The following is a 20863-nucleotide window of genomic DNA, read 5'->3' on the forward strand; positions in this document are numbered from 1 at the left end:
GTACCGTTACGCGGCGTCGGGAAGGCCAGGCAGCGTGCCGAGGCCGTCGACTGCCGGAATCGCGGCGAGGAGGCGCTGCGTGTATGGATCCCGCGGGGAACGCCACACCTGTTCGACGGGGCCGTGCTCGACGATCTCGCCCTTGTTCATCACCGCGATGTCGTCCGCGATGGTTCGCACGACCGCGAGATCGTGGCTGATGAACAGCATCGACGCACCGGATTCGAGCGCCAGCCGGCGCATGAGGCTCGCCACCTTCGCCTGCAGGCTCGCGTCGAGCGACGCGATGGGTTCATCACCGATGAGCAGCTGCGGGCCGGAGGCGATTGCCCTGGCGATCGCGATGCGCTGCCGCTGCCCACCAGAGAACTGGTGCGGGAATCGGCTCTGCACGTCGCTCGGCAGCTCGACTTCGTCGAGGAGCCCCGCGACAGACCACGAGTCCTTCTGCGGGTTGATCCGCAGCCCGTCGGCGATCTGCGACCCGACCGTACGCCGCGGGTTCAGCGAGGCGTACGGGTTCTGGAACACCATCTGGATGCGCAGCAGCTCCTTGGGGCGGGTGCGCATGCCGAGGGTGCGAATCGGGGCACCGTTGAACCGGATACTGCCGGAGTGGATCGGCTCGAGCCCGCACACGGCGCGCGCGAGGGTCGACTTCCCACAGCCCGACTCACCAACGAGGCCGAGGACCTGTTGCGTCTCGAGTTCGAAGCTGACCCCGTTGACCGCGGTGAGCACACCGCGCCCTGGCAGCTTGTACTGCACGGACAGCTCGTCAAGGCGTAGCAGCGGCTGCCTAGCCGCCGAAGCGTTCTGCTCAGTCATTGCGCGCTTCCTCCTCGTTCTGGGCGTCCTCGATGGCGCCGGCGCCGGCGCCCTCGTGGCTCGGCAGCGCGTCGATGAGCGCGCGCGTGTACTCGTGCTGCGGGTTGCGCAGCACGTCGTAGCGGGTGCCCTCCTCGACGATCTCGCCCTGCCGCAGCACGGCGATCCTGTCCGCGAGACTCGACATGACGCCGAGATCGTGCGTGATGAGCATGACCGCGAGACCGAGCTCGTCGCACAGCCCACGCAGCAGGCGCAGCACGCCGGCCTGCACGGTGACGTCGAGAGCGGTCGTCGGTTCGTCGGCGATGAGGATGCTCGGCTCGCAGATGATCGCGACCGCGATCGCGATGCGCTGCAGTTGCCCGCCTGAGAACTGGTGCGGGTACTTCTTCAGCGCGGTCTCCGGCATCGGCACCTTGACCTTTTCAAGCGCTTCAAGCGCACGCACGCGCGCTTCGGCCTTCGAAACGCCAGTGTGGGCGCGCAGGTGATCGGTGAGCTGCCGCTCGATCGTGAGCATCGGGTGGAGGCTCGCGGTCGGGTCTTGGAACACCATGCCGATGCGCTGCCCGCGGATCTTGCCGAGCTCGCGCTCGGGAAGCGTGAGCAGGTTGCGCCCGCCGAACCGGATCTCGCCGCCCGTGCGCGCGTTTGCCGGCAGCAGCCCGAGCATCGCGAGCCCGGTGATCGACTTGCCCGATCCGGACTCCCCCGCGAGGCCGGTGATCTGGCCCGGGATGAGATCGAGCGATATCCCGTGCAGGATCTCTCGCTCACCGATCGAGATCGTGAGGTCGCGGATCGCGAGACCGTCTTCGACCGACACTTCGCGTGCGCCGTCGTGGGTCACTGGTGTGTGGCTCACATTGCCCTCCCCTGCACCGCGTCCTGTGCGCGCGGATCGAGGGAGTCGCGCAGCGAATCCCCAATGAAGTTGAACGCCATCACGACGGTGAAGATCGCGAGGCCAGGGAAGGCCGCGATCCACCACGACGAGAACTGCTGCACGCCGTCGGAGACCATCGCACCCCAGTCTGGCGTCGGCGGTGTCGCGCCGAGACCTAGGAAGCTCAGCCCGGCGAGCAGCAGGATCGCTGTGCCAACGTCGAGCATCGCGAGTACGAATACCGGCGACAGCACGTTCGGCAAGATGTCGCGGCGGAGCGAGGTGAACGGGCCATTGCCCAGCAACCTGCCAGCGACGACATACTCCTGCGTGCGCGCGGACAGCACGAGCGAGCGCGTCACACGTGCGTATGCTGGCCACGAGACGATGAGCATCGCGATCACCGCGTTCGTGAGGCTCGGGCCGAGGGCCGCAGTGATGACCATTGCGAGGATGATCGTGGGGAACGCAAACACGAGGTCTGCGATGCGCATGATCACTTCGTCGACGACCTTGCCGAAGTACCCGGCGATCGCGCCGAGCGTGCCGCCGACAATCATCGACGCAACGACGAGCGACAGCGCGAGCGGCATCGAGATGCGCGCACCGCTCACGACGCGGCTCAGCACGTCACGGCCAACCGCGTCCGTGCCGAACAGGTGCTCGGCGCTCGGCGGCTGCAGGCGATCGAACGCCTGCGCGAGCGGATCGTGCGGGGCGATCACCGGCGCAAAGATTGCGATGACCAGCCAAATGAGTGCGATGGAGACACCCGTGATGGCGAGTGGCGTGCGGAACGCCGGAGCGATCTTCAGCCAGCGGCGCCGCTTGGCGCGCTCGGCCAGAATATCGGTGCTCATGAGACCCTCACTCTCGGGTCGATGACCCCGTACAGCACGTCGACGAGGAAGTTCAGGCCGATGTAGACGACGCCGACGATGAGGCCGACGCCCATGATGGCTGGCAGGTCAAGCTTCGTGGCGGCGGAGAAGGAGTATTCCCCGAGCCCGTGCCACGAGTACACCTTCTCGACGAGCACTGTTCCCGAAAGCAGGGAGCCAAATGCGAGCCCAAGAACGGTGATGATCGGCACCATCGCGCCCCGCAGGACGTAGCCGAAGACCACCGTGCGGCGCGGGAGCCCCTTCGCGGTTGCGGCCTTCACGTAGTCCATGTCGAGCACCTCGAGCACCGCGGAGCGCGCGAAGCGGGTGAGCAGACCGATCGTGTAGAGCGCGAGCACTGAGGCAGGCAGCACGAGGTGGTAGAGGGCGTCCCAGAAGGTGCCCCACTGGCCGGAAAGTACGGAGTCGACCGTGTACAGGCCGGTGACGTGCGGCGGCGCGATTGCCGTCGGGTCGAGCCGGCCAGAACCGGGGAAGATCCCGAGCACGAAGAAGAAGACGTAGTAGACGACGAGCGCGAGCCAGAAGGTTGGCCAGCTCAGGCCGATGAGGCTCACAACGCGGATCACCTGGTCGACAAAGGTGCGGCGCTTGAGCGCAGCCCAGAGGCCGAGGCCGATGCCGATGATCGCCGAGAACACGATCGCGGAGAGCGCGAGTTCGATGGTCGCAGGGAACGCTGCGGCGAGCTCGTCTGCGACGGGCACGCGCGTCTGCGTTGAGACGCCGAGGTTGCCCTGCAGCACGTTGCCGAGATACGTGAAGTACTGCACGATGAGTGGCTGATCGAGCCCGTTCTCGGCGCGGAACTTCGCGACGATCTCTGGGTTCGCGGCGGCCTGCTCACCGAGCGCGGCCTGCACGGGATCGGCAGGCACGAGGTTGGTGAGCACGAAGGTGACGATCGTCACCCCAACCATAAGCAAAACCGTCAGGCCGAGGCGGACGGCCACGTACCTCACGAACGGGGGAAGCCCCCGCCGTGAGGTACGCTCGGCCGTCCGAATCGCGACGGTGCTGTTGTTACTTGATGAGGGCAAGATCCACTGTCCACACGGGGTTCGTCGTGATCGACTCGATCGACGGCGACGTGACCACGTTCTGGGCGGGCTGCAGCAGCGGCACGAAGGGTCCGCTCGCGTTCAGCTCGTCCTGCCACGCCTCGTATGCCGGGGCGCGGTCTTCACCCGTCGCAGCCTTCGCAGCGTTCGAGAGTTCGGTGACCTTCGGGTTGGCATCAGCAGCCCAGCCGGAGCGCAGGCCGACAAGCTCACCAGGGGAGAACACGGTGTAGTTCGATGCGTCCGGGAAGTCGGGGCCCCAGTACCAGAGACCGATGGTCTCGGTGCCGTTGCGGTACGCGTCGAGCTCGGTCGCCACGGGAGCCGGTGCGAGGGTGACCTCGATGCCGACCTCGCTGAGCTGTGCCTGCACGGCCTCAGCAACGTTCTGCAGTGACAGGCCCTGGACCGTGATGTCGTTCGGGAAGTTCAGCGTGACCTTCTCGCCGGCGTAGCCCGACTTTGCGAGCGAAGCCTTCGCTGCGTCGACGTCGCGCTGGTTACCCTGCTTCGCGTCAATCGCGCCAACGAACAGCGAGGGAATCGGGCCGCCGGGGCGAACCGAGCCTTCACCTGCAAGGGCAACGATCTTGTCGTAGTCAAGTCCGAGCTTGACAGCCTCAAGGAAGTCCGGGTTGCTGGTGATGTCGCTGACCTCAGGGTTCTGGTTGAGCAGCAGGAAGATCATGTAGCGCGACGGGTTCGAGACGACCTTGACGTCAGCGCCCGAGAGTTCGGCAACCTGGTCGGGGTTGAGATCGAGCGCGACCTGCGACTCGCCCTTCTCCACGTTGAGCTTCTGCGTCGGGCCCTCAACGTTGCGGAGGACGACGCGATCATACGCTGGCTTGTCGCCCGTGTACTCGGGGTTCGCCTTGAATACGACCTGAGCTGCCGCGTCAAACGATTCGAGCGTGTACGGGCCCGAGCCCGCGGACTCGCCGTTGAGGAATGCCTCTGCGCTGTCAGACTCGTCCGCGGAGCCGCCGTTGGCCTCAACGACCTCCTGGTTGACGACCGAAAGCGCCGGGTTCGGCAGGATGAACGGCAGCGCCGGGTTCGGGTTCTCCGAGGTGAGCGTGAGCGTGTCATCGCCGGTCTTCTCGACGGTGACACCATCGAGCAGGAACGAGGGGTTGCCGAGCATGCCCTGGACTCGCGTCAGGGAGAACACTGCATCGTCAACGGTGACGTCGGAGCCGTCGGAGAACTTGGCTCCCGGCTTCATCGTGAGGGTGAGTACCGTGTTGTCGGCGTTCATCTCGTAGCTTGCGAGCCCGTCGATGGGCTTCGTGACGTCTTCGCCTTCGAAGGTGAGCAGCGTTTCGTAGAGCGCCTTCGCGACGATCGAACCGGTCGTCTCGTACTGGCGACCCGGGTCTGCGGTCTTGAGGTCGAAGGATGCGTCAACGACGATCGACTTCCCGCCCTCACCCGCCGAACCCGTTCCGTTGTCTGCGCTGCCTGCGCAGCCAGAAAGTGCAAGCGCAGCAGCAGCAACCAACCCAGTTACTGCGAAGACGCGCTTCATCGAGTGCTTCATGTGTGGCCTCCATATTGTGCCATCCCGCGTTGGATAACTCTTTACAGAAGTTACGCGATCCGCGATTATTGTGTCAACTCAAGAACATGAGGACGAAATATGTCCTCTTCTATGCGAGTATGTGCGCAATAGATCCAAATATGAGTCGAGAAAGAATCGCTGGTGTAGACAGAATGCAACTTGACGACACACACATACAAATGGTCGACCTGCTCCGCCGCAATGGCAGGCTCTCGATCGCGGCTCTCGCAGAGCAATTGGGGGTTTCCCGGTCAAACGCGTACCAACGATACGATGCGCTGGTCGAAGCCGGCGTCATCACCGGATTCACGGCGACCCTCGACTTTCGCGCTGCCGGGTTCGGCGTCGCTGCGCTCGTGTTCGTCTCACTCAAACAGCAGCGGTGGCAGGAGTTCCGCGAGCGGCTCCCATCGGTGCAGGAGCTCGAGTACTTCGCAGTCACTGCGGGGCAGCACGACGGCATGCTGCTTGTGCGGGCGGCAGACGTTGCGGCCATACACGAGCTCGTCGCGACAAATCTCGCTCAGTGGGACTGCATCAAATCGACGGAGACCGTGTTCATCATGGACGAGCAGTGGGATCGGGTGAATCTCCGCTCCGGATTCGCAGGCCGGGCCCTCCGCGCCACCCGCGACCTCACCGACGGTTCGACCGGTGGCGGCCTGACCCTCGGGAGCCTCGTTGAGCCCGGTGAGGAGAACGAGGTGGCCCGCTAGCCGGACGCCTCAACGCGCAACGCCCCTCGGAAGTTCCGAGGGGCGTTGCGCGTTGAGGATTCGCTACGAACGATCTTCGTCGTCCTTCAGCTCTTCTTCGTCGAGGCCGTCTTCATCTTCCTCGTCGAAATCATCGTCAATTTCCTCATCGAGGTCGTCATCGAGATCGTCCTCGTCGTCTTCGCTTCTGGGCTTCTCATACGGGTCTGCGTCTCCCGCGTAGTTCGCACCAACAGCGAGCTCTCGCGCAGCGTCGTCGCGGCGCTGCGCCTCAGCGAGCAGCTCATTGAGGTGGTCAGCGGAAGCTGGCAGTTCATCGTGCAAGAACTCGAGCGTCGGTGTCAACCGCGTCCCCAGCTGCTTGCCCACTTCACTGCGGAGCATGCCCGTCGCCGCTTTCAACGCAGCCGCGGTGTCCCGCTGAGTCGCATCGTCACCGTAGACCGTGTAGAACACACTCGCGTTCTGCAGGTCCCCCGTCACACGCACCTCGGTAATGGTGACGAAACCGAGCCGCGGATCGCGGAGACCCTTATCAAGTCGGCGGGCGATGATCTGGTGGATCCGCTCCGCGACCTTACCTGCACGTGGATTACTCATAGCTCAAGCCTACCCGCGTCGACGCGTTCACCGCTGCACTCAGGGCGTCTTAGAACTCAGGAAGCCCGGTAGTGACCGGGCCGCCGAAGTGCTGCACGACGCCCTCGTGGAGCTGGATGATCCGGAGCGGACCATCAGTGTCCAGCAAGATCGCGGAGTTTCGGACAACCTCGGGAACAATCGGAGCGCCGTCCGCGTCGACAGCGTCGATCCGCAGCCACCACGTCGCCGAGATCACGTCGCCGATGCGACGCGCGGTGAAGAGGCCGGGGACGAGTGCAGTCTCAGTCTGCGCCGGCGCAGCGTCGTCGCCCGCGCCCCGCCCCGCTCGCACCGCGTTGAGCTCGTCCATGCCGGAGATCAGCGGGGCGCTCGCAGAGTCAAACATCGTAAGTTCAGCGTCGAGGAGCTGGTCGATTGCGGAGCGGTCGCCTCCGAGGTATCCGCCGTACATCGTCTCCACGAGGGCCCGGACGCGAGTAACAAGTTCTGGATCGTTCATGCTTCGAGCATAGGGGCGAAGGCGTGCGGCTCCCGCCTCCGTTCGCTCCAGCTCCGCCTGCCGGGCGAGTCGCGACGACGGCCCACAGATACGCGAGAGGCCGGGGAAGCTTTCGCTCCCCCGGCCTCTCGCACTCAGCTACGCGTTAGCCGCGCGGCTTCTCGACCATTTCGGTGGTCTCGATCTCATCACCGGGCTGGATGTCGTTGAACTTGCCGAGGCCGATACCAGCCTCGAAGTCCGTCTTCACCTCAGTGACATCGTCCTTGAAGCGACGCAGCGACTCGATGGCAAGACCATCGGCGATGACGACGCCCTCGCGGATGACGCGTGCCTTGGCGTTGCGCGTGATCGTTCCCGAACGCACGATGACACCGGCAATGTTGCCGATCTTCGAGGAGCGGAAGACCTCGCGGATCTCCGCGACGCCCGACTGGACCTCTTCGTATTCCGGCTTGAGCATGCCCGTGAGCGATGCCTCAATGTCATCAAGCGCGTTGTAGATGACGTTGTAGAACCGGATGTCGATGCCCTCGCGCGCAGCGCGCTCGCGAGCCTTGACGTCGGGGCGCACGTTGAAGCCGATGACGATCGCGTTGTCGATCGTGGCAAGATCCACATCCGACTCGGTGATCGCGCCGACGCCGCGGTGCAGGATGCGCAGCTGGACCGAATCGTCCACCTCGATCTTCATGAGCGACTCTTCAAGTGCCTCAACGGCACCCGACACGTCACCCTTGATGATGAGGTTGAGCGACTCAACCTTGCCATCCTCAAGCGCCTTCGTGAACTCTTCGAGGCTGATGCGCTTGCGAGCCTTCGCCAGCATTGCGTTGCGCTCCGCTGCCTCACGCTTCTCAGCGATCTGACGCGCGGTGCGGTCCTCGGAGGTCACGATGAAGTTGTCACCGGCGCGAGGCACCGAAGACAGACCCTGAACCTGGACGGGGCGTGACGGCAGTGCCTCGAGTACGGGGTCGCCGTTCTCGTCGTGCATCGCGCGAACGCGTCCGTATGCGGTACCGGCAACGATTGCGTCGCCGACACGGAGCGTACCCGACTGGATGAGCACGGTTGCAACCGAGCCACGGCCCTTATCGAGCTTCGCCTCAATTGCGACGCCGCGAGCTTCCTTGTCAGGGTTCGCACGCAGGTCGAGACCGGCGTCTGCAGTGAGGAGCACGGCTTCGAGCAGTTCGGCGATGCCGACATTGTTCTTTGCCGAGACGTCGACGAACATCACGTCGCCGCCCCACTCCTCAGAAACGAGACCGAACTCGGTGAGCTGCTGACGAACCTTTTCGGGGTTCGCGCCTTCCTTATCGATCTTGTTCACCGCGACAACGATCGGCACATTCGCCGACTGTGCGTGGTTGAGCGCCTCGATCGTCTGCGGCATGATTCCGTCATCAGCTGCGACCACGAGGATCGCGATGTCGGTAACCTGCGCGCCACGGGCACGCATGGCGGTGAACGCCTCGTGACCCGGTGTATCGATGAACGTGAGCGCGCGGTCGAGACCTTCGTGCTCGGTGTGCACCTGGTACGCACCGATGTGCTGGGTGATGCCGCCGGCCTCGCCGCCGCCAACGTTTTCCTTGCGGATCGCGTCGAGCAGTCGGGTCTTACCGTGGTCAACGTGACCCATAACGGTGACAACAGGCGGACGCGGCTGCAGCACGTCGTCGCCCTCTTCGGCGTACTCAGCATCGATGTCGATGGAGAAGCCTTCGAGGAGCTCGCGGTCCTCGTCCTCCGGCGAGACGATCTGGATCTTGTAGCCCAGCTCGTCACCGAGGATCTCGAACGTTGCCTGATCGAGCGACTCAGTCGCCGTCGCCATCTCACCGAGGTGGAAGAGGACGGTAACGAGGTTCGATGCGCTCGTGTCGATCTTGTCCGCGAAGTCAGACAGCGAGGCGCCACGGCGCAGACGAATCTGCGTGGAGCCGTTGCCGCGAGGTACGCTTACGCCGCCAAGTGACGGCGCCTCACGCATCTCGAATTCTGCGCGCTTCGCCCGCTTCGACTTTCGTGCCTTGCTCTTGGAGCCGCCACGGCCGAATGCGCCGGCAGTGCCAGCACCACGGCCACCACGACCGCGTCCGGCAAAGCCACCGGCTGGGCGAGGAGCGCCGAAACCGCCACCGGGACCACCGGCACCGCCTGGGCCGCCGCCTGGACGGTTGAAGCCGCCGCCTGCGCCGCCGGGACGCGGAGCACCGCCGGGACGGGGTGCGCCGCCGGGACGCGGTGCGCCACCGGGACGTCCGCCTGGGCCACCCTGGCCGCCGGGGCGCGGGGCCGCGGGGCGCGGGATGTTACCGGGGTTCGGACGGTTGCCGCCCATGCCCTGGTTTGCCGCGAACGGGTTGTTTCCTGGCCTGGGTGGGCGAGGAATGCCCATGCCCTGGCTCGAAGCGAATGGGTTGTTGCCCGGACGCGGGCCGCCTGGCTTCGCAGCACCGGGCTTCGCAGCTCCTGGCTTCGCGTCAGTCGGCTTTGCGTCACTCTGCTTCGCGTCGGCAGGCTTCGCGGCGGAAGCCGCTTCGCCCTTCGCTGCTGGCGCAGCAGGAGCCGGCGTAGCCGTCTCTGGTGCTGCGGGAGCCGCGGGAGCAGGTGCTTCCTTCGGCTCTGCTACTGCGGGAGCCTCAGCGGCCGCGGGTGCAGGAGCCGGAGCGCCGGGCTTCGGAGCTCCCGGACGTGCGGGCTTTGGTGCGCCTGGCTTCTTCGGCGCGGCGGCCTTGGCCGGTGCGGCCTCAGCAGCAGCATCGTCGCTCTTGACGAGCTCCGGATGGTCCTTGACGAATGCCTTGAGCTTGCGCACAGTCGGCGGCATGATCGTCGAGGACGGGGTTTTGACGAACTCATTCAGTTCATCATTCAAAATCTCAACCGCTTTTTTGCTCTCGATACCGAGCTCTTTAGCGATCTCACTTACGCGTGGGTTAGCCACTTTTCTCCTGTCTGGGTTCACGCCAGACAGGCGAGAACCAAAATTACCGGACGGGTCTCATTGTGAGCCGCTCATTACTTGTCCATCAGCATTTTCAGCCTGTTCTCTAGTGGGTGAGCGTCGAGCTTCCCCGACACCCTAAGTGCCCGCGTGAAGGTCCCACGCTGCACTGCAAGATTCAAGCACTCTGCGGTCTCGTGCACCCAAGCGCCTCGTCCTGGCAGCACAGCACGGTCATCGATAAACAGATGACCGTCACGCACCACCAAACGAAGGAGTTCCGCGCGCGTTGCCCGTGTCCGACAGGCAACGCAAGTCCGAATCGGATCCATCTTACCAGCTTCCCGCTGCGCACATACCCAGGCATCCCCTTTGTTTGGGGTATGCCTGGGTAATGCGACTGAGTTTCTTCGCCCTAGGACTCAATCATTCATGATCGAATCTGGCTGAATATCGATCTTCGCGCCCGTGAGTTTTGCGGCGAGGCGGGCGTTCTGGCCCTCCTTGCCGATCGCGAGCGACAGCTGGAAGTCGGGAACGAGCGCCCGCACCTGCTTGAGCGTTTCGTTGATCATGAAGACGTCGGTCACCTTTGCGGGCGACAGCGCGTTCGCGACGAACTTGGGCAGCTCAGGCGAGTAGTCGACAATGTCGATCTTCTCTTCGCCAAGCTCGCTCATAACGGCGCGCACGCGGCTCCCCATCTCGCCGATGCAGGTGCCCTTCGCATTGATGCCTGCCTGCTTCGCGCGCACGGCAACCTTGCTGCGGTGTCCCGCCTCGCGGGCGAGCGACACGATCTCGACGAGACCCTCGCCAAGCTCGGGAACCTCACGTTCGAACAGCTTCCGAACGAGGCCTGGGTGGGTGCGGGAAACAACGATCTGGGGGCCCTTCAGCCCCTTCGACACGCTCGTCACATACACGCGAACGCGGGTTCCGTGCGCATAGTCTTCGCCTGGCACCTGCTCTTCTGGTGGCAAGATCGCCTCAACCTCACCAAGGTCGATGTGCACCATGCGAGGGTTTGGGCCCTGCTGGATTACACCAGAGACGACCTGGCCTTCCTTGTCCTTGAACTGTCCGAGAACTGCGTCATCCGACAGGTCGCGCAGGCGCTGGTTGATGACCTGCTTTGCGGCGCTCGACGCAACACGGCCGAACTCGTCGGTCGTGACGTAGGCCTCGCCAATCACATTGTCTTCGTCGTCGTGCTCTGGCACGAGCACGGAGATCTCACCGCTCCGCCGATCGAGGGTGACGCGCACGTCCTCGGTGGGGGGAACGGGAAGGCCCTGATTTTCAGCGTGCCGCACATATGCAGTCTGGATCGCCTGCTCGATGATCTCGGCGAGCTCCTCGAAAGGGATCTCCCTCTCACGCTCAAGCCCTCGCAGCATGGCAAGATCAATCTTCACGGTGTCCTCCTGGATATTGAGATGTCTATTCAGATGTTCCGGCGGATGCTCTCGCTCGGGTAGTCCTCAAGAATAGCTCACCAGTGCGAATAAGACCTGCCGGTACGCTTGCAACATGATCAGCGTTCACGAGCACGAGCTTTCCAGCGACGCCCCGCACGCCCTGTCAACGCTCGGCATCGTACTGGTGGCCGCCGGGCGCGGCGAGCGACTCGGTGCCGGCAAGCCCAAGGCCTTCGTTGAGCTGCAGGGGAGCACGCTCATCGAACACTGTGTGTCTACGATCACCGCGCTGCCACACGGCGGCCACCTCGTAATCGTCGTGCCAGAAGCGCTCGCTGCCGAAACGCTCTCGCTCGTCTCGGCGACGGTCGAGCCCGGATCGCTCTGGGAGATATCGGTCACCCCGGGCGGCCGCGAACGTCACGAGTCTGTGCGGTTCGGGATCGATGCGCTCCATGACACGGCCAACGTAGTGCTCGTGCACGACGCGGCACGGCCGCTCGCTCCCCGCACACTGTTCGAGCGCGTCGCCGCCGAGGTCGCACGCACAGGCGACTCGGTCATTCCTGCGCTCCCCGTCGCAGACACGCTCAAGCGCGTCGGGGAGGGCGGCATCGTCCACGAGACGGTCGATCGTTCTCCGCTGGTCGCGGTGCAAACCCCGCAGGGGTTCCTGCGGGAGCAGCTGGCCGCGGCACACGACAGGCTCGGATCCGCAGCGCCTGACTCGTCGGAGAACGGCCCAACCGATGACGCGGAGGTCGTGCAGCGCGCCGGCGGCACGGTAAGGGTCGTCGCCGGCGACATGCTCGCCCACAAGCTCACGGTCCCAGGCGATCTCATGCTCCTCGAAGCGCTGCTCACCACCGAGACGGGAAACAGTCAATGACCACTCTGCCCGATATCCGCGTCGGCACCGGCTTCGACGTGCACGCTTTCGATGAGGGATCCCCGCTCCGCCTCGCCGGCATTGACTGGCCCGGCGAGGTTGGGCTCTCCGGCCACAGTGACGGCGATGCGGTCTGCCACGCCGTCGTCGACGCACTGCTCGCGGCAGCAGGGCTCGGAGATATTGGGGGCCTCGTCGGTGTCGACGAGCCCGGCACCAAAGACGCTGCGAGCACTGGCTTTGTGCGACTCGCCCTCGCGCTGCTCGCAGAGAACGGGTTTCGCCCAGTGAACGTCTCAGTGCAGATCGTCGGAAACCGGCCAAAGTTCGCGCCGCGGCGTGCGGAGGCTCAGCGAGTGATGACCGAACTCGTTGGTGCCCCAGTGTCTCTCAGCGCGACCACGTCCGACGGGCTCGGCTTCACCGGCCGAGGCGAGGGCATCGCCGCGATCGCCACGGCGCTCATCGCCCGTTCCGCCTAGCGCCCGCTCCGCGCACCGGCAGCGCCACGTGCACGGGTGTGGCCGTGCCGCGTACGACAGCGAATCCTCTGCCGGGCGGAAAGGCCGCTCGAGAAACCCTGCCGAACGTCTCCCGGAACGGCGTCTGCGGCTCGTTCTCATCGGGCTGCAGCGCAAGACCCCAGTTCGGCTGTTTCAGCGCCGCAAGGAGATCCCACGATCCGCCGCCGCCCAACTCAAACTCGAATAGCACCAGCACACTCGCACGGCGTGCGGCCTTCGCGAGCGCGATGAGCTGGGGCAGCGCGTCGCTCTCCTCGGCATCGCCTGGACGCTCGACGACGATCACGCCGCGGCGGCCAGGCAGCGGGAACTCCAGCGGTGCTTCCGGCACGGCCTGCGTTGCCCCCACAGGAACCGGATCAGGCGCGACGCCGCCGCCGAGCAGCCCGGTGAACGCTGGCGATGCCTGATGCGGCCTCCCGCCGAGAGCGATGACCAGGCGCCGCGCAAGCTCCCCAACCGCGGCCGCACCTCGCGCCACATGCTCCCAGTCGAGCGGGTCCGCGTGCGTGCCCGAACCCGAATCGAAGCTGAGCAGTACGCGATCCACCTGCTCGCCGCGCGCCGCCGCCCACCGCTCAACCGCGATGGCGCAGCTCCGCGTCGCTGTGGACAGCCCGGCGCCCGGCGGCCCTGCAATGACACCGAGGCCAGCGTGCGGCATACCGACGGCCCGCAGCGTGCGAGTGTCGATGCCGAAGACAGGGAGACCCTCGTCCTCGGCGGGCAAGTCAGCGAGGGCGATGCGATCGGGTGCGTTTCGAATCCGCGGCGCAGCCACAAGGTCGCCTGAGCCGAGGCGCTCCGCGAGCCGCTCCAGCGCGGCCGCCTGATCCGCGAGCGCCGGCGTCTCTCCGGCGAAGGCGAGTTGAATCTCGTTCTGTTGCCCAGCGAACACTCCCCTCCCTGGGCCAGCAGATTCGAGCACCTCGGCCCTCACGTCGAGATACGAGTAGTCGTTGGGTGAGGCGAGACGTAAGACGAGGCGCTCCTGCACGCTCGCGGCGAGCGCGCTGGACAGTGCAGCGGAACGCTCGGCGGTGAGCACGACGTGCACCCCGACGGCGCGCCCAGCACGCATGATTTCGGCGAGCTGGGTCGCTGCGACGCCGCGTTCACCGAAACCCTCGATGGCCTCGGTGAGCGCTGAGAACCCGTCGATGAGGAGCACCACCCTTGCCTCGCCCGCGGCGCGTTCACCGCCGGTGGCGCGGTAGGCGGCGAGGCTGTTCGCCCTGGCGGCGGCGAACCGGGCGCTGCGATCGTTCACCACCTCCCAGACATGTCGGATGACCCGCTGTGTGAGTTCACCGTCGCCGAGCTGCGCGACCGCGCCGACCGTCGGCAGCGGGGCGAGCGGATCCAGATTGCCGCCGGCCGCATCGATGCCGTAGATATGCACGCCGTCGGCGTTCGCAGCCGCGCTCGCCGCTGCCGCGATCGTGAGGAGCGATGTTGTCTTCCCCGTACCGCTCGCGCCAAAGATCGCAAGGTTTCCCATCACGTCGAGATCGATGCGCACTGGCTCCTGCGCTTGCGTCTCAGGCAGATCAATCAGCCCAACGGGTAAGCCGCCAGGCTGCGCGATCCCGGTAGCTCCAACTTCCGCGTGCGCTGGGCGCGGGAGTACCGCGTCGAGTGGGAGGAGCGCTGGGAGGGTCGGCAGCCAAGGCTTTCGGGGCACTGCAATGCCGCCAGCAGTCGCGGCTCCGACGAGAGCGTCGCGGAGGCGTTCGATATCGCGAGCAGCGCGCGCCACCGGTCGCGGCCCGCCAGACTGCGGTTCGCCTGGAATGCTCCAGGGCTCCCCCTCAACGAGCCCGAGAGAGCGCACCTCGAGACGCGGGAGGCGGGGCGCGGCACTTGCCCGGCCGCCGAGATATCCCGTCTGGAAGTGCTCCACCCGCCCGGGCCCAACTTTCATCGCACCCCTGCCGGGTGTTTCCGCGTCGAAGAGTGCCGCGTCTGGGACCCCGAGCACGTCCCCGGAGTCCGCCTCATCGGCCATGCGCAGGGCGATCCGCAGGTTGGTGTTTGCTCTGAGATTATCGGTGACCACCCCGGCTGGCCGCTGTGTCGCCATCACGAGGTGGAGCCCAAGCGACCGGCCACGCTGGGCGACATCGATCACCCCGTCAACGAACTCCGGCACATCGCTCGCGAGCGCCGCGAACTCGTCGATGACGATGACCAGCACAGGGGGCGCGGCAGGGTCAGACCGCTGCTCCATGGTGATGAGGTCTTTCGCGCCGTGCTCAGCGAGGAGTTCTTCTCGCCGACGCAGCTCGGCCCGCAATGAGGTGAGCGCACGCCTCACGAGGTATGGCGAGAGATCCGTCACGAGCCCGACGGTGTGCGGAAGATCGACGCATTCGGCGAACGCAGCACCACCCTTGTAATCGACAAGCAGGTACGTGAGACGGTCGGGGCTGACATTAGCGGCAAGGCTCATAATCCAGCTCTGCAGAAATTCGGATTTCCCTGCGCCTGTTGTGCCGCCGACCAGCGCGTGCGGCCCGTGCGTGCGCAGGTCGAGGATCGCTGGGCCCTCGGCGCCCTGTCCCACGACGGCGGCGAGCGACACTGGCGCGCGCTCCTCCCCCGCGCGCCAGTCACGCACGAGGCTGCCTGATCGCTCCCAGTTTTGCAGCAGCGGCGATCCGCCCCCGAGCAGATCGACCCCGTGCACCTCTCGCAGGTTCACAGCACGTGGCAGGTCGCTTTCGTCGAGAGCTCGGGCGGCGGTGTCGTCGACCGGCGCTACAGCTCGGGCGAGCATCGCTGCGGTTTCCGCGTCGAGCTGTTCCATCCGAGTGAGCGGCACACGATCGCGCTGCCTGACAAAGTTGACCGTGGCCGGGCTCGTGTCGTCGGGCGCACCCACTTCGACAAACGTACGGCAGGCCGCTGGCACTCGTTCAACTCTGTCTGCGACCCAGACCATGTGCACGCCGAGGTCTGGCCCGTCCTCTGCGAGCGCGATGAGTCTTGCCCTGTGAGCTTGTTCGACACCGCCGTCGAGAACGAGCACCACGATCACCGGGGTGAGGGGAAGCACCGTCACGGCCTCGGTTGCAGCGTCCTCCCCCGAGTGCTGTGGGAGGTGGGACCGCAGCGACGCGCCGCCGCCCGGTTTCGCTGCGACCTGCTGGCGCTGCCCGATGACGCCTTCGAGCGCGATCAGCAGTGCGAGGGAAGCCCGTTCGTCGTCAGCGAGTTGCCATGCGGGGGTCGGCCCGCCAACGGGGTCGACGTGCGGGAGCCACTTCAACCATTCCCACTCGCCGGGCGAACGCGTCTCACCTGTGAACGCCGCGACCGTGAGCTCCGCCGGTGAGTGCAGGCCAGTGAGCTGCACGAGCAACGCGCGTGCGAGCGCGTGGGCGCCCGGCTGTGGGCCGGCGAGCCCGATGGATCCGCACTGATCCAGCCGCTCCGTCACCGGGACCGGCGCGACGCGTGAGAATTCTCGTTCGATCTCTTCAATCGCCTCCCACTGCGCCCCGGCAGCCTCACCGCGTTTGGGCATCACAACCGCAGTCCTGCTGGGCAATTCCCCCTCACCGAAGCGCAGCTCGAGGAAGCTGCGGTGCTCAGGGCGACGGGCCCACAGCAATCTGCCCTGGTCTCGCATCGCTGCCGCAATGTCGTCGAGCCGGGGCGTCTCGGTCGCCCGCGTGGCGATTTCCTCGTCCCGAAGCGCGGCGAGTTGCTCGCGCTCAGCTGCGAGCGTCTCGGTGAAGATCCGGTCTTCGCCGCGCCGCCGGCGTCGTGCAGTCAGGCGGCCGTCTAGCCACGAGCCGATCATCATCATCGGTGAGAACGCCACCATCATAAGACTCATCGGGGAGCGAGTGATCGCATACAGGGCGCCGCCCATGAGCATCGGAGCGAGCATCGCGAGCATCGGAATACGGCTGCCCGCGGCCTGCTTCGGCGGCGCTGGCAGCTCGCGTGTACTGGGCTCGAAGTGGGGGTCGACCCGCGGGGCGCGCGTGTGCGGGCGCCGGTGATCGAGCGCATCGTCACCCGGGTGATTGGCTGGCCGCGCCGGCGTAATGCGGATTCGCACTGACCCCAACAGCACCTCGACGGCATGGTCTATTGGGAGGCTTTCTACGCGATGCCCTCGAACCTCAATCCCGTTTGCTGACCCGAGGTTGCTCAGAATCATGCGATCTCCCGCTTCGATCACCGCGTGGCGTCTGGATACGCTTCTGCTGCTCAGCAGGATGCGACTCCTGGGGTCCCTCCCGATGCTGTTGTCCCCCGGGATCAGGCTAAAGCGCACGCCGTCTTCGTCACCGCCAATGACCTCAACGACGCCGACCGCGGGAATCGTGCGGGGCAGGTTGCGGTCGAACTCCCCCGCGACCCGAATTTGCCACCCAGACTGCAAGCCGGATTGCCCGAGTGGGGCGACCGGGTCGAGAAGGTACTCGGAGGTGCCGTCGGGGCTGCCAATGATCGTGACGTGTCCGTGTCGCAACGCATGAAATGCTTCGATGTTGGAGTCGCGGTAGAGCCCTGTCCTGATGAGGGCGGCTGCGGTGTCCCGCACGGTGGTGGTGACGTTGCAGGAGATCGTGACGTCGTGCAGCGCGCCGCTTGGCAGGGCGAGGGCGAGCTTCAGCTTCATGGCGCGGTGCGCTCGCTGTGCCACAGGGCTGAGGACATGACGGTCACTCTTCGGGCGGAGTGTAGGGCCGCTCGAGCATTTCCTCGAGGTACGCGTTGCGTTCTTCGAGTTTCAGCGGGCCAGTAGACATCGTCGCGTCCGCAGAGCACGGGCTCTCCACACTGAGGATCAGGCCCTCCGCCTTGGAATTGAGCGACAGTACCGCGCCGTCCCTCCTGTCAGCACGGTAGAACGGATTATCCGGGCGCTCGGGGTAGAAAACGCTTGTCACGACCCATCCCTCGCTCTCCCACGCGGCCCGCATGCGGTCCGAGATCTCGGCCCAGTCCGGAACGTCCCGGACGACAAGACTTTGCACGAGCAGGCCGCCGCCGCCGCACGCTCGAGGCAGAAGCGAGCCAAAGATCTCGTACCTGGACCGCGGGTCATCAGTCCACTCGATCTCCTCACCCGAGAACGACTTGAACCAGCCGTCTTTGATCCCGCTGACAGCGATGGCCTTGTCGATCTCGGCTTCAACCCATTGCAGGTGCTCAACAAGCGTCCATCCAACAAAACGAGTCGGTTCAGAAATAATGGGTACCTCCATCCGGTCACAGCCCGAAACCGCTACTGCCAGGAGCGCCACACCAGCCACGGCGCTCGCCCGGCGTCTCCGGTTGATCTTCTTCATAGGCTTGAACTCGCTCTCATCGGGTAGCGAACGTGCGTCTGCAGCCCGCTGAACGGATCGGTAAAGGTCTCCACTCTCATCTCCTCAACCGCGCTGAACGTTTCAGAGGTCGCCGCTGTGATTCTGTCCGTCGTGATCTCGGCCGTGACCCACAAGGACTGTGTGTTGCGGTCGAAATACCCGTGCCCCACAGACGTTGCTGCGCCCCAGAGCCCCGGGGCCCGCTTATCGCCGATCGCGGCGTGTCCGTCAGTCTCCTTGAGCCCGCGCGCCGGGTCCCCGTCGGATGGGAATACGATCGCTCCCCCGTACACTGGCGACCGCGCTCCGAGCCCGAGCAGGGAGCGATCGTCGGCCGTGGGAACCGCGCGCTCGGCAAGCCCCGCTCCGGAAGGGGCGATTCGGTCAGCGCTGGCATTCGTCGCGTATATCGCTTTCTGGCCTTCCGGAAGTGTCCTCACATTCAATCGTTCAAGGCCCGGCACAGCCTCCACATCGATGCCTGCCGAGCCGAGCATCACAAAGGAGTCGACAGGGTGAGTCGTCTTCGTGAGCGCGATCGAGGCCACGGTCGTGCCGTACGAGTGAGCAACAACGCTGAGGAGAGGCGGTTCCCCGCCCGCCTGCCTCGCAATTACGAGGCCGTCAAGCTCAGACGTGAGTCTCCCCGCCCCCTGTGCTGCAGCCGCCGAGCCGAGGACGCCCAAACTCGGAAGCGCGTCAGGCGCGTCATACCCGAGCCATGCGACCACCCCCGGCGCTTGCCCTCGCCCGAGGTCGAGCGAGGCGGCTTTGGCATCGAAGAGATTCCTACTCGCGGTATCCCACGTAGGCAAGCCGTCGGGTGCATCATTACCCATTCCTCCGACTTGAAAAGTGGTGTGTGATGCGGTGTCGAGGTCGCCGTACCCCACTGCGGCCATCGGGACGTTCTCGCTCAGGCTGAAGGAGAGCAGCTGGACGGGAGGTTCGGGCCGGCGCTGACTCTCCTCGAGGTCGAAGATTCGTTGCACCTCCGCAACGAGCTTGAGTTGTTCCGGGCTGAGCAACTGCGGGTTTGCGCGGTAGAACTCAACGGAAAGCCGGTTGGCCCGGTCACGCGCCCAGGCTGGGAGTCCAGGCAGGTTGCCGATGACATAGGGGACCGTCTGGGTGAGCGTCTCCTGTTCTGCAGCGCTCAGCGCGCCCCACCACTGCTCGACCTTCTCAGGGCTGGGTGGAGTGTCCCACACACCGGATCCATCGTTCGTCGGAAAGATTCGCGAGAGTAGCGGATGCTCGACGCTTAAGGCATCGACGACCCGCGTGACGCCGCCGAGCTCACCGGTTAGCCCAACCGCAATTGCGCGCTTGCGCCCGCCTGGTATCCCTGCGCCAAGGGTGATGAGCTGGCCAAGCGGGGTGTCTCTGAGGGACCCGACGAGGGTGTTCTCTGCCTCACGCCGCTCCTCAATGAGGTCACCCCAAGCGAGGACGGCCGCCCTGATGTCTTCGACGTCGCTCTGCCACCGAAGTGCCGTATTGCGCCAGCGCGCTTCGTGGGAGTCCCGCATGAGCCTCACGATGACTTCACGCTCGGGCGGCGAAGGTGGCGCGTCGGCGGGCCGCAGCTGGGGTTCTGGCATGGCCGGTGTTGGCGGGGAGTCCCATGGGTACCTGAACGGGGCCAGAATCGCGGCGCAAATATCCTCGATATCGGCCATCGCGCTGGTGATGCCGTCGATGCAGGCGGTGGTCCGAGATCGCAGCCTGTCTGCACGGGCGTGGATGCTCTCTATCTCGCCTGCGTATCGGTTTAGCGCCATGCCTGCCCGCTTCGCCGAAGTCTCGAGCGCGGCAGCGCCCGGCAAGACGCTCTGCCCGAGTTTCACTTCCACCCGAGCTACGGCCTCGCTCTCGAGCTGTTTCAGGCTCGCCTGCGCGGCCACCGTGGCAGCAGAAAAGCTCACGGCGTCTTGCCGGGCGTCTTCAACGAAACGCGCGGCCGCTCGAACGCTGTCGCCCGAACCCGCTTTAGGGGTTCCCTGGAGTATCTCGCCGATCCCTGGAACGCGCGCGCTCATGTGCCGCCCTCACCCAGTGTGAATCCGGCGGGCAGCGCCGAGGCAATGGCTGTGTCGAGTGCGGCGCTCTCCTCCATCACGGCGGACACAGCAACGCTCGATGATTTCGCCGCGTCCGCAAGTGCTGCCCGAGCGACAGGGAATCCTCGAAGGTAGAGACTCACCTCGCCGCCCGCACCGCTAATTGTCGAGATCACCGCCGGCCGCTTCGCGCCGCCGTTGAGCATTCCGGCCGCTGCCTCGACGAGCTTTCTCCCCGCCTGGGAAAGGGCCGCGTCGCTGAGCCGCATGGCGCCTGACATGATCTGTCACCCGCCGAGCCGGTCAGTTGATCCTTGCGGCGATCTCGTCGTCCATCGAACGGTGCGCAGCGGCGGTCTGCGTGATGAACTGCTGGATCTCCGTCAGTTTCTCGATGACCCTGTTCGCGCTCGTCGTGTACTCGGTGTACGCGCCCTCAAACCGCTTGGATGCGTTGTCGGTGACGAAGCCCGAGCTGACAAGACCCTGGATCTGTCGCTGCAATTGCTGCAGCTTTGCGGTGATCTCGTCACGACCAGCTCCGAGCTGAGACGCAGCTGCTTCCATCTCTTGGTATGAAATATTGATGTTTGCCATGTGCCTGCTTCCAAT

General features: G+C 65.4%; 18 protein-coding genes. 3 read left to right on the forward strand and 15 right to left on the reverse strand.

Annotation, left to right across the window (positions count from 1 at the left end):
* Nucleotides 1-6: 6 nt before the first annotated feature.
* From SD72_RS07265 to SD72_RS07285, 5 genes are all read right to left on the reverse strand, one after another.
* Nucleotides 7-828: an ABC transporter ATP-binding protein gene (locus SD72_RS07265; protein WP_042543774.1), complete on the reverse strand. Its 822-nt coding sequence runs from the start codon at nt 826-828 to the stop codon at nt 7-9.
* Nucleotides 821-1696 (reverse strand): ABC transporter ATP-binding protein, encoded by an 876-nt coding sequence (locus SD72_RS07270; protein WP_232299677.1) that lies wholly within the window; start codon nt 1694-1696, stop codon nt 821-823. Before SD72_RS07270 ends, SD72_RS07265 begins: the two co-directional genes overlap by 8 nt.
* Nucleotides 1693-2577, reverse strand: coding sequence for an ABC transporter permease (locus tag SD72_RS07275; protein ID WP_042543775.1), 885 nt, complete (start codon nt 2575-2577; stop codon nt 1693-1695). The genes SD72_RS07270 and SD72_RS07275 overlap by 4 nt, the downstream gene beginning before the upstream one ends.
* Nucleotides 2574-3575 carry an ABC transporter permease gene (locus SD72_RS07280; protein WP_232299678.1) on the reverse strand — a complete coding sequence of 334 codons (1002 nt, stop codon included), beginning with the start codon at nt 3573-3575 and terminating at the stop codon, nt 2574-2576. Before SD72_RS07280 ends, SD72_RS07275 begins: the two co-directional genes overlap by 4 nt.
* Before the next feature lie 70 nt (nt 3576-3645).
* Entirely contained in the window at nt 3646-5226 is a 1581-nt protein-coding gene (locus SD72_RS07285) for an ABC transporter substrate-binding protein (RefSeq protein ID WP_042543776.1), read from the reverse strand.
* A gap of 173 nt (nt 5227-5399) precedes the next feature.
* Here SD72_RS07285 and SD72_RS17940 point away from each other — a divergent pair, with 173 nt between their 5' ends.
* On the forward strand, nt 5400-5963 hold the full coding sequence (locus tag SD72_RS17940) for an Lrp/AsnC family transcriptional regulator (RefSeq protein ID WP_269745573.1): 564 nt from the start codon (nt 5400-5402) through the stop codon (nt 5961-5963).
* A 63-nt stretch (nt 5964-6026) separates the two neighbouring features.
* On the opposite strand, the gene rbfA is transcribed toward SD72_RS17940, so the two are convergent.
* The 5 genes from rbfA to nusA all read right to left on the reverse strand — a co-directional run bounded on the left by rbfA (nt 6027) and on the right by nusA (nt 11439).
* Nucleotides 6027-6563, reverse strand: coding sequence for a 30S ribosome-binding factor RbfA (gene rbfA, locus SD72_RS07295; protein ID WP_042543777.1), 537 nt, complete (start codon nt 6561-6563; stop codon nt 6027-6029).
* Nucleotides 6564-6612: 49 nt separating this feature from the next.
* Nucleotides 6613-7065 carry a hypothetical protein gene (locus tag SD72_RS07300; RefSeq protein WP_052492538.1) on the reverse strand — a complete coding sequence of 151 codons (453 nt, stop codon included), beginning with the start codon at nt 7063-7065 and terminating at the stop codon, nt 6613-6615.
* Between the two features lie 145 nt (nt 7066-7210).
* Complete coding sequence (gene infB, locus SD72_RS07305) at nt 7211-10021, reverse strand: translation initiation factor IF-2 (RefSeq protein ID WP_042543778.1); 2811 nt, start codon at nt 10019-10021, stop codon at nt 7211-7213.
* 74 nt (nt 10022-10095) lie between these two features.
* Nucleotides 10096-10353 carry a YlxR family protein gene (locus tag SD72_RS07310; RefSeq protein ID WP_042543779.1) on the reverse strand — a complete coding sequence of 86 codons (258 nt, stop codon included), beginning with the start codon at nt 10351-10353 and terminating at the stop codon, nt 10096-10098.
* A 90-nt stretch (nt 10354-10443) separates the two neighbouring features.
* Nucleotides 10444-11439: a transcription termination factor NusA gene (gene nusA / locus SD72_RS07315; protein ID WP_042543780.1), complete on the reverse strand. Its 996-nt coding sequence runs from the start codon at nt 11437-11439 to the stop codon at nt 10444-10446.
* A 115-nt stretch (nt 11440-11554) separates the two neighbouring features.
* On the opposite strand from nusA, the gene ispD reads away from it, so the two are divergent.
* Together ispD and ispF are read left to right on the forward strand one after the other, a co-directional pair.
* Nucleotides 11555-12331 (forward strand): 2-C-methyl-D-erythritol 4-phosphate cytidylyltransferase, encoded by a 777-nt coding sequence (gene ispD, locus SD72_RS17945; RefSeq protein ID WP_042543781.1) that lies wholly within the window; start codon nt 11555-11557, stop codon nt 12329-12331.
* A complete protein-coding gene (gene ispF, locus SD72_RS17950) occupies nt 12328-12813 on the forward strand; it encodes a 2-C-methyl-D-erythritol 2,4-cyclodiphosphate synthase (protein WP_042543782.1) in 486 nt (161 codons plus the stop codon). The genes ispD and ispF overlap by 4 nt, the downstream gene beginning before the upstream one ends.
* On the opposite strand, the gene SD72_RS07330 is transcribed toward ispF, so the two are convergent.
* The 5 genes from SD72_RS07330 to SD72_RS07350 are packed head-to-tail and all read right to left on the reverse strand — an operon-like array spanning nt 12794 to nt 20848.
* Nucleotides 12794-17494 (reverse strand): FtsK/SpoIIIE domain-containing protein, encoded by a 4701-nt coding sequence (locus SD72_RS07330; protein WP_042543783.1) that lies wholly within the window; start codon nt 17492-17494, stop codon nt 12794-12796. The genes ispF and SD72_RS07330 overlap by 20 nt on opposite strands.
* 43 nt (nt 17495-17537) lie before the next feature.
* Nucleotides 17538-18167: a hypothetical protein gene (locus SD72_RS07335; RefSeq protein WP_042543784.1), complete on the reverse strand. Its 630-nt coding sequence runs from the start codon at nt 18165-18167 to the stop codon at nt 17538-17540.
* On the reverse strand, nt 18164-20230 hold the full coding sequence (locus SD72_RS16905; protein ID WP_052492539.1) for an alpha/beta hydrolase: 2067 nt from the start codon (nt 20228-20230) through the stop codon (nt 18164-18166). Before SD72_RS16905 ends, SD72_RS07335 begins: the two co-directional genes overlap by 4 nt.
* Nucleotides 20227-20532, reverse strand: coding sequence for a hypothetical protein (locus tag SD72_RS07345; RefSeq protein WP_042543785.1), 306 nt, complete (start codon nt 20530-20532; stop codon nt 20227-20229). The genes SD72_RS16905 and SD72_RS07345 overlap by 4 nt, the downstream gene beginning before the upstream one ends.
* A 22-nt stretch (nt 20533-20554) precedes the next feature.
* Nucleotides 20555-20848 carry a WXG100 family type VII secretion target gene (locus SD72_RS07350; RefSeq protein ID WP_042543786.1) on the reverse strand — a complete coding sequence of 98 codons (294 nt, stop codon included), beginning with the start codon at nt 20846-20848 and terminating at the stop codon, nt 20555-20557.
* Between the last annotated feature and the right edge of the window lie 15 nt (nt 20849-20863).

Source organism: Leucobacter komagatae (assembly GCF_000834055.1).
GTDB classification, from domain to species: domain Bacteria; phylum Actinomycetota; class Actinomycetes; order Actinomycetales; family Microbacteriaceae; genus Leucobacter; species Leucobacter komagatae_A.